Origin of the sequence: Streptantibioticus parmotrematis (assembly GCF_019890615.1) — a bacterium.
Taxonomy (GTDB): domain Bacteria; phylum Actinomycetota; class Actinomycetes; order Streptomycetales; family Streptomycetaceae; genus Streptantibioticus_D; species Streptantibioticus_D parmotrematis.
Map to the genome: position 1 here is coordinate 26,416 of NZ_JAINVZ010000040.1, position 11,296 is coordinate 37,711.

Consider the following 11,296-nt stretch of genomic DNA (forward strand, 5'->3'; position numbering starts at 1 on the left):
GAGGTAGACGGCAGCCATGACAAGCGACGTCCTCGCCGACATCACCGCCGAATGCACGGCCCAGGAACTGCGCTGGGGCGACCAGCACCACCCCGCCGGGACCCACACCTGCTACCGCCTGCTCGGGCGCCTTCTGCAACACCTGTGCGACCGCGCCGAACGCCGAAACGCCTCGACCAGCAGCTCGCCAACGGCAGCCTCACCGTGCAGAACCCGGGATGACCCCTGGCTCGTCGGCGACCGGTGAACGCACGGGTGCTGGTGCTGGTCAGTGGACGGCTCGGCGCGATCACCGGCTTCCGTGAGGAGCAGCCGCGAACACGGTGGCTCTCGTCGCCGTACCAGTCCGCTCCGCCGGGCGGAACTGGTAGCTGCCCTCGGCTGGAGGCCTGCGGTGAGACCGCACCTCGACTCGAAAGCGCCCAGCACGGGGCGGGCGCTTCGTCGTACTACACGGAGCCAGCGGCGTGGGCCTCGCCCGGGTAGAGCTCGGGCTGATCCGGGTCGATGCCCCAGCGTGCGCACCGATCGACCGGGAGGATCACGAAGGAGAGGTTCGGGTCAGCGTGGAAGGCATACCAGCGCTGTGCCCACCGGTCGGCGGCGCGCCTTGTCCGCTCCCGGCGCAAGATTCCGCGATCCACGTCGTGCACCAGCCAGTCGCGATGCCCTGCTGCTGCTCGTAGCAGCCTTCGGATTCGCGTGAGCATTGGTTCCCCTCTCGGTGCCATGGAGCGGAGACGATCCTAGGGCAGTGCGAGATCTGCCTCCTCGCACGAAGGCACCCGGGCGCGGCTTCGTGCCACTGCGGCCGCCAACCGGCTCCAAGCGGACCTGGTGCGATCCGGTCCCACTGGCCCGGGCGGTACCCGGCTTCCTCGACCAGGCCGACGAGCACGCGAGACGGCTGGGCGGCGACCGCAACGTCGTTCGGTCCGACGAACTACGGGCTGTACAGGGTCGCGGCCCACGTCCAGCTGAGCGAGGGCGCCGACGCCGTCGCCGTCGCGGCGGGCATCCCGGCCCCCGCGCTCGCAAGCTTCCCGCGCGAGCGCCGGGCCCACCTGCTCACCGACCGGGCCATCGCCGAGAAGCAGGCCAGGCTGCGTGAGGACGCGGTCGACACGCTCCTGGAGGCGGAAGGGCTCGCTCCCGGAGAGGTCGTGTGTCGGCCGCGCACCAAGCAGTTGGTCGAAGACCTGCTCCTACTCGGCACCGGCTGCGCCGAGAGGCGCTTGCGCGCGCTCGCTGATCGCTGTGGACTTGCGTGATGACCCGCACCCTGTACCTGATCTCCTGCGCCGCCCCGCCCGTCGAGCGTCTACCCGTCGCCATCTGCGCCGCACAGAAGGCGGGTTGGGACGTGTGCGTGATCCTCACTCCCGCCGCGTACCGGTGGGCCACCGAGGACTTCGAGGGCGAGATCGAGGCACTGGAGAAGCTGACTGGGCACCCGGTCCGCTGGCAGTACAAGCTGCCGTCCCAGCCGGATCTTCTTCCCCCGCCCGACGCGATACTCGTTGCACCGCTCACCAACAACACCCTGGCGAAATGGGCGACGGCGATCAGCGACACCCTCGCCCTCGGGCTGATCACCGAGGGGATAGGGCTGGGTATCCCCATCGTGGCGCTGCCGCATTTCAACCGCGCGCAGGCCGCCCACCCGGTCGTTGCCCGCCATGTTGCCGTCCTGCGGGAGGCTGGCGTCACCGTCCTCCTCGGCGACGGAGGTTTCGTTCCCCACGAGCCCAAGCACGGGAACCTTGACGCCTACCCGTGGCAGGCCGCCATCGACGCGCTGCCCGGCTGACCCAGGACTTCCGGGTCGGACCGGCTTGTGTCGCCCTGCCACTGCCACCGGTCTCGGCGGTGGGGGTCGAGGCCGTGCAGTGCTCGTCCTCCCAGTCCGTTCTGGCCGCGTTGCTACGCGGCCGCACGCCAGCTCCTGGACCAGCGGGCCCTGGCCGCAGGCCGCGCCATCGCCGCGAACTTCGCGGGCGACCCGTGCTTGGGCTGGCGGCTCCGACGCCGACGGCCGCACCTGGTGGTGCACCACCTGTCACATCAGCACCCGTGGCGCCCTGAGCCGCACCCCCACGGGCAGAGCCCCCGCAGAACGAACTTGACACGCACCTTCAGCGGGGGCCCTGCCTCCACCGTACCTCGCTGTGCCGGGTGTGCCACGGCCGTGCGGTTGATAGACCTGGGCCGCTTGGAACCCCGTACGAGGCAGTGCAGCACTGGCTGGACGCCGACACGGCAAGCTCTGGCCCGTTCCTGGTCGGCCCGGACTGTGTGGAGCGGGGCGGCGCGGAGGCCGGGCCTGCCGACCTAGAACCTCCTCACCGCTTGTGGTCGAGGTCGCGGTGGACCTGCGCTGCGCTGATGCAGATCCGGGCGGGGTGTCCGATGTAGTCAGCGGAGATCCAGCCGTGGACATGCGTCCTGCGGTCGATGACCTGCGTCCAGCCGCCCACGTTGGCGCCCACCGTCATCGGGTCCGTCCCGTAGAGGACTCCGACGACCGGGGCCCACCTCTGCGGCTGCTCGTAGAGCTTCGCTGCCTTGACGGCGAGTACGGGCGGCATCGGGTCGTACGAGCCGCACGGCTTCCGGCTCGCCGCGCCGAGAGCATGCGCGGTGTCGGGTGAGCCCAGGACGAAGCCGGTCAACAGGGCTGCGGCCAGTACCGTTCGAATCCAGACCACAGTCATACCTCCGAAATCTGGAGCAGTCCTGTCCAACGGGGCGAACCCCGACAAGTCACGGCCAGCACCCGGTCTTTCCCAGCCGGTCGGCAGGCCACGTCGGTCACTGGATGCCCGGGTCGCAAGAAATCTTGCCTCCTCCGGTCACAACCGGGGCTCACTACGTGCTTAGTCGTCGTGAAGCGGTTGGTAGAGGCAACCGCACAGCACGAGGGGCGGTCGGTATGAACGGCAGTGGGTGGTCGCGGTGATCCCAGGCCTGACGGGATGGATCGCGCGAATGACGGCGGGGCTCGTGGGGACGGTCACCTCCTACGCCGACGGCTTGCTGGCCGCGCTGCTGGCGGTCGGTGCCGGTTGGGGGATGTATGCGGTGCGTCAGCGCCGGCGGGCGACGGCGGCGGTTCGTGGGCGCGTGCGGTTCGAGCTGGTGCCGGCGGAGACGTTCGACGCGGCGGAGCAGGAGATCGACTGGTTCGCGGGCCAGTTGGCGTCCGTACCGGTCGCGGCGGGCTCGATCCCGCGCCGGGCGGCAGGGACGCGCATCCGGCTCACCTGTGCGGACGGGCTGATGCGGTTCCGGCTGGAGGGGCCCGCACGAGCGGCGAGCTTGCTGCGTATGCCCGGCTACGAGCAGGTCGAGGTCCACGACGCCGAGCAGGCCCGCGCGAGTGGCCCGCTCCGGGTCCGGTTCGAAGGCGCTCCCCCGTTGCCCGTACGTGGAGGTGCTCAGTGACGGTGTCGTTGGCGAAGGGGTACGCGCAGGAGCCGGAGACGGGACGCCGGTTGTACGTGGCACGGGCGGAGTTGGTGCTAGCGGAGCCGGACCACCGGCCGTTGGCCTGCCCGGGTCTCAAGCCGGATCCGTTGCAGAGGATCGCCGCGGCGATGGCTTCCGTCCGGAGTCAGGACGGGGAGGAGGCACAGGTGGTGGTGGATCTGGTGGCCGTGGCGCCCAAGGTGGTGGCCCGGCGTCGCAGACGGTTGATGGCGCGGGCGGCGCGGCGCGGTCCGTCCGCGTACGGCGAGCGCATCACCAGCGGGGGCAGCGGTTCCGGATCGGTGTGGTCGCAGGTGATGGCCGGGCTCAACGGCGGTACGGCGGCTCCCGGCCGGGCCGGATCTCGGGTGCCGCGGCAGAGTGACCTGGCTGACGGGGTCGGCAAGTTCACCCCGGGGGGCGAGACGTTCGCGGTCCAGGTGCTGGTGTGCGCGACGGCGACGCATCCGGCTCGGGCTCGGGCGCACCTGAATCACCTGCTGGCGGCTGTGGAGGTCTTCAGCGGACCGAACCGGTGGCGACCGGTCGGTCCGCGGTGGGGCGGGTGGCGGCCGTACTCGAATGTGTGGTGGCGGCGCGCGTCGTTCGACCGGCGTCTCGCCAGCGGGGAGTTCGCTCCGGCACGGCGGCAGTGGGTGACGACGAAGGAGATCGCCGGGTTCCTCAAGCCACCCACCGTGCACTGCGCGGCGAGCAACGTCGTGCGCGGCGGCGGGGTCGTGCCCGCGGTGCCGGCCGGGGTGCCGGAGTGGACCGGGCAGCGGGACGTCGTCCCGCTGGGCGCGGTCACCGGCCCGGAAGGCCGTCGGCTGGTGGGGGTGTACGAGAGGGATTTGCTGTTCGGCGCGTATCTGGGCAAGAGCGGGTTCGGCAAGACGGAGCTGGCGCTGCTGCAGGCGATCTCGCGCGCGTACGCCGGGCGCGGGGGGTGGTTCCTCGACCCGCACGGTGAGGCTCTGGCCCGCTCCCGGCCGTATCTGGCGCACCCGGCGGTGATGGACCGGCTGTGGCAGGTCGACCTGTCGACGCCGTCGATGTCGGATCGGGTGGCGTGCTGGAACCCGTTGTCGATGGAGGGCAAGCGGCCGGAGCAGATCCAGGAGGTCATCGGCGCAGTGGTCGGCGGGGTCGCTTCCGCGCAGGGCTGGGGGGACGGCGCGCCGCGGGCCCGCACCATCTTGTCGAACGCGGTCGCCACGCTGGCGGAGTTGTCGCTGCGGATGGTCGCGGACGGCCATCCGCAGCTGCAGCCGACGGTGTTCCAGATCAAGACGCTGCTGAACGACGCGGACTGGCGCCAGGAGGTGCTCGCGCGGCTTCCGCGGCGGTTGAGCAAGTTCTGGCTCACCTCCTTCCCGAAGCTCTCGGGCGAGGCGGTGCCGATCGTCACCAACGTGCTGGACCGGCTGGAGGCCTCGCTGTCGCTGCGGGCGTTCTTCGGCTCGCCGCGCTCCACGTACGACGTGCGGCGAGCGATGGACACCAGCCGTGTGGTGTGGATCTGCCCGTCGGGCACCGGCGAGAGCGACGACCTGGTGTGCTCGCTGCTTCTGTTCGACCTGTTCCTCGCCGGCCTGTCTCGCCGCGACACCGCGGTGAAGGACCGGGCGACGTTCTGGGCGTTCGTCGACGAGCTGACCGGAGTCGACAACGCGGCACGTGGCTACATCGCCAAGGTGCTGGAGCAGCTGCGCAAGTACGAGGTGCGCCTGATGGCGATGACGCAGATGGCGATGCGGCTGAAGGACTCCACCCGGCAGGCGCTGATGCAGAACCAGTCGGTGCTGTCGGTGACCGGTGCCGATACCGACGAGGCCCGCTACGTCGCCGCGCGCCTGCCCCATGTCGCGCCGGAGACCGTCACGCGGCTGCGCAAATACCAGTACGTGATGTCCGTGATGCTGCACGGGGAGCGCACCACCCCGTTCCGGGTCGACGGGGTGCCGATCCACGAGGTGCTCGCCGACTACTACAACCCCGAAGGGCTGCCCGCGCTGGACGCCGCGATCGACGCCAACCTCGCGCGCCGAACGGTCGCCGAGATCACGGAGCGGCTCGATGACCTGGACGAGGACATCCTCAAGCACGTCGTCACCTGGCCGCTCCAGCCCGCGGGCGGCGCCCGGGCCGGCGGGGCAGCGGCCTCCGGGGACGTGTCCAGCGCCGCCGATGGTGACGCGGGTGTGGACGGGGGTGCGTGATGGCTTACCGTGTCGCCGCCTCGGTGGCCCGGCCCGGGCTGACGCCGCTGGCCCAGCAACTGCTGCCGGTCCTCTACCAGCACCGGTTGCTGACGGTGCGGCAGCTGCACGTGCTGCTGGCGCCGCACGCGGTCACCGACAGCTACGTGCGACGCCAGTTGAGGGGATTGCACGAACTCGGTCTGGCGGCCGCCGCCCTCCGGTCGAGAAGCCGCCAGGGCGAACAGGTCTGGTACTGCACCGAGGGAGGCGCCGACGTCGTCGAAGCCGGTGGCGAAGCCGCCGTGCGCGCTCACCGCATGACCGACCAGACCGCCGCCTCTCAGCTCCAGGAGCACACGCTGGCGGTCAACGACACCGCGATCGCATTCGTCCAGGCCGCCCGGAGGCTCGGGCACGAGTGCGGGCCGTTGGACTGGGAGGCCGAACGCGCCCACCGCATCCGCGACGGCGCCGCCCGCCTCGGCGGCGACAGCTTCCTGGTCCCCGACGCCGTGTTGTCCTACACCCGCAACACCCCGACTCAGCGCACGCTGATCACCTGGTTCCTGGAGATCGACCGCGCCACCGAGACCGCGATCCGGCTCGCGGGAAAGCTGCGCGCTTACGCCCGCTACCTCGACTACATCCCCGCCCCGGGCTTCGGCAGGCCACGGCCCGGCGGCCCGGCGGAGGCCTGGCGCGAGCGCTACACCGCCTTCCCCCGCCTGCTGCTCGTCTTGACCGGCGCCTCACCCACTGTCCTGACCCGCCGTATCGCGGACGTGCGGGCGCTCGCCGCATCGGACGTGTGGCTCAGCCACGCGGCCACACGGCTGACCGCCGGCATGACCACCCTTCAGCAACTCCAGACCGACGGGCCGTTCGCACCGGTCGTCACCCCCGTATTCGGGCCCGCGGCCCGTACGGACGTCCTCATGGCCCCCACCACCACCTGACCGGCCCCGCGGAGAGGAAGACCATGTTCGGCTTCACGATCACCATCACCCGCACCCCGCCCCAGGACCGCCTACAGCCGCACGACCGGTGCGCCGAAGCCCCGACCAGCCCGGACACGCCCCTGGTCACCGAGCTGTTCGCCGCCCTCGACCACACCCACCGCCTCGGCTGGCTCGCCTCCCGCGAACAACGCCCCGCCGAGTACCGCCACCTCGCCACCGCCCTGCTCAGCCACCTCGTGGACGGCTGGCGCGCCCAGACCGGCGGCCACGGCACCGTGGAAGACCTGCTGCCCCTCCCCAACCCCGCGCACCGGCAAGCGGCGGCGGATTCACCTCTGCTGACGGGCCCAGTCAGCAGGGCGGCGGGCGGGCGGCCGCAGGTGGTTACGCCCCGCCCGTCGCGCCGAGCAGAAGGCCAGCGAGGGCGCCGGTCAGCATGAACGGCGCGAACGGCAGAGTGGACGTACGGGTGGCCCGTCCCGTGACGAGCAGCATGGCCGCGGCGGCCCCGGCGAGAAAGACTCCCGCGACCGTGCCGGTGAGCAGGGTTCTCCACCCGTACCAGCCCATGACCGCCCCCAGCGTCAGGGCGAGCTTCACGTCACCGAAGCCGAGGCCGGAGGGGTTGATGAGCAGCATGACGAAGTACCCGCCGGCCAGGGCCAGTGCGCCGAGTGCGGCCCGCGGCCAGGAACCGGCGTGTCCGGGCAGCAGCGCGGCAAGGGCCAGCAACACGACGACAGCTCCGGCTGCCGGGAGGGTCAGGAGGTCCGGGAGCCGGTGGACGCGGATGTCGATGCGGGCCAGCAGCACTCCCCACGGGACGAGCAGGAGCCAGATGGCGACTTCGGGTGCGGTCCCGGCCGCCTGTGCAACGACGGCACAGGCGAACGCGGTCAGCAGCACCGGCCACCATGCGGGCTGGTCCTGGCTGCGGGTGAGCCACCCTCGCCAGCCGCAGCGTACGGCCGTGCGCCACGGCTGTCCCGGCGCGCCCGCGAACTGGTGCGCGGCTCCGGGCAGCGTAAGGCCGGTGGCGATGCCCCACAGGACGGAGGCGCAGATGACGGTGGTGTGCACGGGGACGACCGTACCGGGCGCGGAATGTGGCGGGGACAGCACTCTTTCGAAGGATGTGGTGGTCGCTGGCCGATGGTCTTGCGGTCGACATATAGGGACTTACATCGCGATCTGTATCAGGTGCCCCAACAACCCTTTCGAAAATGACCTATTCGCGTCGTAGGGTGCACCCTAAGCGGAGAGCAACGGAGCCGTCACGCAAAGCGGCCAAGGGGTCGGTTTCCTTCGTCCTCGGTCACTTCCGAAGCGGCCCGAGTGCTCCGGACGAACCCCCATATCCAGTTGAGACAACGCCGGTGGAGGCTCTCGTGGCATTGACGACCCCTCGCTTGGCCAGCAGCCGTTCGGCACTGGCTGCCGCGGCCTTGGCGGGGCTCACGACCCTGTTGTCAGGCTGCGGATCGCATGGTGGCGCCGACGCGGCCGGCCCATCACCGTCAGCGTCCGCCGCCACGCCGTCCGCTGATCCCACGACGACCGCGAAGAACGAACTGCTCGCCGTGTACCGCAAGATGTGGTCGCAGGAAGAGACGCTGTACTCGAGCGGATCCTTCAACGGGGTCGATCTCAACGACTACGCCCAGAACAAGGCGCTGTCGAACATCAAGGTCACCGCCGCCTACTACCAGGATCACGGCATCGTGATGCACGGTGCTCCGGTGCTCTCGCCGCGGGTGACCGCGCTCGACCTGGCCGCGAAGCCGGGGACTGCCACCATCAAGGACTGCGTCGACAGCTCCAAGTATCTGCCGTACTACGGGGATACCGGTAAGCCGGTCGACATCCAGGGCAGCGCGTCCGCACGCCACATCAACACCTTCCAGGCCCAGTTCTTCGGCGGCAAGTGGTACATCGTCGACTCGTCCATCGACCGGAGCAGCACGTGCTGACCAAGACGATCGGCGTGACGGCAGCGGGCTTACTCCTTGTGGCCGCGGGGGCGCACGCCGCCGTTGCGGACTCCGGTCCGGGCGGCGGCGTGGAGTGCCCGCCGAACTCCCCTTTCTGCCTCGTCCACGTGCGCGGGGGCGGCGGCCAGGGCGGCGGCACCCAGGGCGGAGGCGGCGGGCAGGGCGCGAGCGGCGCCGGCTCGACGACCTGCACGCTGCATCCCCCCTCCGGCCCGAGCCAGACGGTTCCCTGCTCGCGGCCCGGCCTAGGGACGTTCAACCCGTCCGACGGCTGCTACTGGGAAGTCGACACCCCTCAGCCGCCGGCGAGCGACCCGGCGTGGAACGGCCACAAGCCCGGCGACGGCGCCTTGTACAACGTCACCTGCACCTACGACGGCGGGCAGACCGCCGGCGGCACCGAGTGGGCCAAGAACCCGCCCGCAGGTGCCCCCGGTGGTGTCGACCCCGCGCAGCTCGCCCAGCAGGCGATCAAGAAGTTGCTGCTGTCCGGCCCCGACATCGGGATCGAGCCGGACCCGGCCGGGCAGGGCGGCACGGTCGGCGTGCCGGTGTGGATGTGGAACCGGCCGAGTCCGAGTACGACCGGCCCGACGTCCGCGAGCGCGGCGGCGGGCGGGATCACGGTGACCGCGACCGCGACAGTGCGGGAAGTCGACTGGGTGATGGGGGACGGTCACACGGTGGTGTGTGCCAACGCCGGGACGCCGTACCAGGCGTCGTTCGGCATGAAGAAGTCGCCAACCTGCGGATACGTCTACGCGGATACATCAGCCGACGAGCCGGGCGCCAAGTACCGGATTGTCGCGACGACGACGTGGGCGGTCCACTGGGTCGGCGGCGGCGAGGAAGGTGACGCGACCACCACGCGCGCTTCCCAGGTGCAGATCCCGATCGGCGAAGTACAGGTCGTCGGCGGCTGAACAGCCGTCGTGTGATGGAGGAATCCCTCGTGAGCAACACCTTCTCTCCCCCGCCTGCTGCCGTGCCCGCGCAAGGCCAGCCCGGTGCCCCCGCGAGCGCGCCACGGCTGTTGAAGCAGCGGCGGCGGCGCCCCGGGCTGATCGCCTTGTCGGTGGCTTTGATCGCAGGCGGCGGTCTGGCCGGAGCGCTGCTGTACGCGGCGTCCGGGCACCGCAGCAGCGTCGTGGTGGTCGTCAAGGACGTGCCGGTGGGCGGGCAGATCACTGCGGACGACCTGGGGCAGGCATCGATCGCGCTGGACCCGCGGGTCAAGGCCGTCTCGGCGTCGAAGGAACGTGTGCTGGTCGGCCAGCGCGCGGCGGTGGACTTGAAGGCGGGATCGCTGCTGTCGCCGTCGCAGGTGACCCGGCAGTCCCTGATGGGCCCGAGCCAGCAGCTGGTCGGGGTCTCCCTCAAGCCGTCGCAGCTGCCCGCGAGCCCGCTGTCTCCCGGTGAGCACGTTGTGATCGTCAGCACCCCGGACCCCGACACGATCTCCGGCACGGGTAAACCGGTGGCGGCGTCCGGCAGTACGCCGACGCTGGACGCCACCGTGGTCGCGGTCGGCAAGCCGGCCGTCGCGACCGGGCAGATCACCGTCGACGTCGCGGTGGACTCAGTGGACGGCCCGTCCCTCGCGGCCCGGGTGGCCACCGGCGACGTCTCCCTCGTCGTCGCGGCGCAGGACGGCAACTGATGGCCGTGATCGCGCTGACCGGCGGACTCGGGTCCCCGGGGGTGACCACCACAGCGCTGGCGCTGCTGATGACCTGGCCGCTGGAGAGCGGGCGGCGGATGATCCTCGCCGAGTGCGACCCCGACGGCGGAGCGGTGCTGCCCGGCGCCCTGCAGGGCACGGTGGACAACAACCGCGGGGTACGGCACCTCGCCGTGGCGGTACGGCAGGGACAACTGGTGGAGTCGTTCTGGCGGCAGCTGGTGGACCTGACGGACGAGGGCACCGGCGAGCGCACCGTGCTGCCGGGCCTGTGGGATCCCACGCACGCGTCGACCATGGGCACCGTGTGGGAAGAGCTGGCCAAGCTGTTCGCCGGGATCGACCAGCACCGCCACGACGTCCTGGTCGACCTCGGGCGCCGGGGCGCGTTCGGCCCGTCCGCGGTGCTGGCCCAGCGGGCCGATGTGGTGGTGATGGTGGCGCGCAACACGCTGCGCAGTCTTCAGTCGGCGCAGGTCCGGCTCACCGCGCTGCGTGAGCAGTTGGGCTCTGCCACCGAGATCGCGGTGCTCCTCATCGACGCAGGGCCCTTCCCGCGCCAAGAAGTCGAGCGGCAGCTCAACCACCGGGTGGCGGCCGTGCTGCCGTGGCGGCCGGAGCAGGCGGCGGTGCTCTCCGACGGCGCCGATCAGCCACGCCGGTTCGCCTCGTGCGACCTGATGCGGGCCGCCCGCACGGCGGCCGCGCCGCTGCAGCAGCTGATCGCGGCCCGCCGAGGGCGGCTCGGCCTGCCGGCAACCGGACAGGGGGCGATGAGCGGTGCGTGGTAGGCCAGTTCACCCCAACCCGGCCAGTGCGCCGCTGATGGAGCGTCTCGCGGCCCACGGCGTGCGGCTTTCGCCGCCCACCACTCCCCCGGTCTGGACGCCACCGCCTGCCGGCACCCCCTCCGGGACGGCGGACTCCACCGCCAGCGCAGCGGTGCCGCAGGTGGTCGTGGACTACGCGGCAGTGCGGTTCATCAAGAAGGCA

At 71.2% G+C, this 11,296-nt stretch carries 12 protein-coding genes; 10 read left to right on the plus strand and 2 right to left on the minus strand.

Annotated features, from left to right (window positions below; genetic code table 11):
• Nucleotides 1-16: 16 nt before the first annotated feature.
• Both K7472_RS31360 and K7472_RS31365 read left to right on the plus strand, forming a co-directional pair.
• Nucleotides 17-247, plus strand: coding sequence for a hypothetical protein (locus K7472_RS31360; protein ID WP_222982509.1), 231 nt, complete (start codon nucleotides 17-19; stop codon nucleotides 245-247).
• Between the two features lie 1,023 nt (nucleotides 248-1,270).
• A complete protein-coding gene (locus K7472_RS31365) occupies nucleotides 1,271-1,810 on the plus strand; it encodes a flavoprotein (protein WP_222982510.1) in 540 nt (179 codons plus the stop codon).
• Nucleotides 1,811-2,342: 532 nt separating this feature from the next.
• Here the strand turns inward: K7472_RS31365 and K7472_RS31370 are convergent.
• Entirely contained in the window at nucleotides 2,343-2,714 is a 372-nt protein-coding gene (locus K7472_RS31370) for an SH3 domain-containing protein (RefSeq protein WP_222982511.1), read from the minus strand.
• A gap of 274 nt (nucleotides 2,715-2,988) precedes the next feature.
• Here K7472_RS31370 and K7472_RS31375 point away from each other — a divergent pair, with 274 nt between their 5' ends.
• From K7472_RS31375 to K7472_RS31390, 4 genes are all read left to right on the plus strand, one after another.
• Nucleotides 2,989-3,444, plus strand: a complete 456-nt coding sequence (locus K7472_RS31375) for a hypothetical protein (RefSeq protein ID WP_222982512.1) — start codon at nucleotides 2,989-2,991, stop codon at nucleotides 3,442-3,444.
• A 152-nt stretch (nucleotides 3,445-3,596) separates the two neighbouring features.
• A complete protein-coding gene (locus K7472_RS31380; protein WP_252396550.1) occupies nucleotides 3,597-5,690 on the plus strand; it encodes a type IV secretory system conjugative DNA transfer family protein in 2,094 nt (697 codons plus the stop codon).
• Nucleotides 5,690-6,628, plus strand: coding sequence for a replication-relaxation family protein (locus tag K7472_RS31385; protein WP_222982514.1), 939 nt, complete (start codon nucleotides 5,690-5,692; stop codon nucleotides 6,626-6,628). The genes K7472_RS31380 and K7472_RS31385 overlap by 1 nt, the downstream gene beginning before the upstream one ends.
• A 23-nt stretch (nucleotides 6,629-6,651) precedes the next feature.
• The gene (locus tag K7472_RS31390; RefSeq protein WP_222982516.1) at nucleotides 6,652-7,071 is read left to right on the plus strand and encodes a hypothetical protein; all 420 of its coding nucleotides are present in this window, start codon (nucleotides 6,652-6,654) and stop codon (nucleotides 7,069-7,071) included.
• Here K7472_RS31390 and K7472_RS31395 read toward each other — a convergent pair.
• Nucleotides 7,016-7,711 carry a prepilin peptidase gene (locus K7472_RS31395; protein ID WP_222982518.1) on the minus strand — a complete coding sequence of 232 codons (696 nt, stop codon included), beginning with the start codon at nucleotides 7,709-7,711 and terminating at the stop codon, nucleotides 7,016-7,018. The two genes, K7472_RS31390 and K7472_RS31395, sit on opposite strands and share 56 nt — an antisense overlap.
• 308 nt (nucleotides 7,712-8,019) lie before the next feature.
• Between K7472_RS31395 and K7472_RS31400 the strand changes: the two genes are divergently transcribed.
• Genes K7472_RS31400 through K7472_RS31415 form a run of 4 tightly spaced genes read left to right on the plus strand, consistent with a single transcriptional unit; the run spans nucleotide 8,020 to nucleotide 11,094 of the window.
• Complete coding sequence (locus tag K7472_RS31400; protein WP_222982520.1) at nucleotides 8,020-8,601, plus strand: hypothetical protein; 582 nt, start codon at nucleotides 8,020-8,022, stop codon at nucleotides 8,599-8,601.
• Entirely contained in the window at nucleotides 8,595-9,545 is a 951-nt protein-coding gene (locus K7472_RS31405) for a hypothetical protein (protein ID WP_308014175.1), read from the plus strand. The genes K7472_RS31400 and K7472_RS31405 overlap by 7 nt, the downstream gene beginning before the upstream one ends.
• 29 nt (nucleotides 9,546-9,574) lie before the next feature.
• Nucleotides 9,575-10,282, plus strand: coding sequence for an SAF domain-containing protein (locus K7472_RS31410; RefSeq protein WP_308014176.1), 708 nt, complete (start codon nucleotides 9,575-9,577; stop codon nucleotides 10,280-10,282).
• On the plus strand, nucleotides 10,282-11,094 hold the full coding sequence (locus K7472_RS31415; RefSeq protein ID WP_222982525.1) for a CpaE/TadZ family protein: 813 nt from the start codon (nucleotides 10,282-10,284) through the stop codon (nucleotides 11,092-11,094). The genes K7472_RS31410 and K7472_RS31415 overlap by 1 nt, the downstream gene beginning before the upstream one ends.
• The last annotated feature ends 202 nt before the right edge of the window (nucleotides 11,095-11,296 follow it).

What these genes read in the sequence shown, in the direction of transcription:
- K7472_RS31360 (WP_222982509.1), top strand. Translation starts at nt 17, where the DNA reads ATGACAAGCGACGTCCTCGCCGACATCACCGCCGAATGCACGGCCCAG.
- K7472_RS31365 (WP_222982510.1), top strand. Translation starts at nt 1,271, where the DNA reads ATGACCCGCACCCTGTACCTGATCTCCTGCGCCGCCCCGCCCGTCGAG.
- K7472_RS31370 (WP_222982511.1), bottom strand. Translation starts at nt 2,714, where the DNA reads ATGACTGTGGTCTGGATTCGAACGGTACTGGCCGCAGCCCTGTTGACC.
- K7472_RS31375 (WP_222982512.1), top strand. Translation starts at nt 2,989, where the DNA reads ATGACGGCGGGGCTCGTGGGGACGGTCACCTCCTACGCCGACGGCTTG.
- K7472_RS31380 (WP_252396550.1), top strand. Translation starts at nt 3,597, where the DNA reads ATGGCTTCCGTCCGGAGTCAGGACGGGGAGGAGGCACAGGTGGTGGTG.
- K7472_RS31385 (WP_222982514.1), top strand. Translation starts at nt 5,690, where the DNA reads ATGGCTTACCGTGTCGCCGCCTCGGTGGCCCGGCCCGGGCTGACGCCG.
- K7472_RS31390 (WP_222982516.1), top strand. Translation starts at nt 6,652, where the DNA reads ATGTTCGGCTTCACGATCACCATCACCCGCACCCCGCCCCAGGACCGC.
- K7472_RS31415 (WP_222982525.1), top strand. Translation starts at nt 10,282, where the DNA reads ATGGCCGTGATCGCGCTGACCGGCGGACTCGGGTCCCCGGGGGTGACC.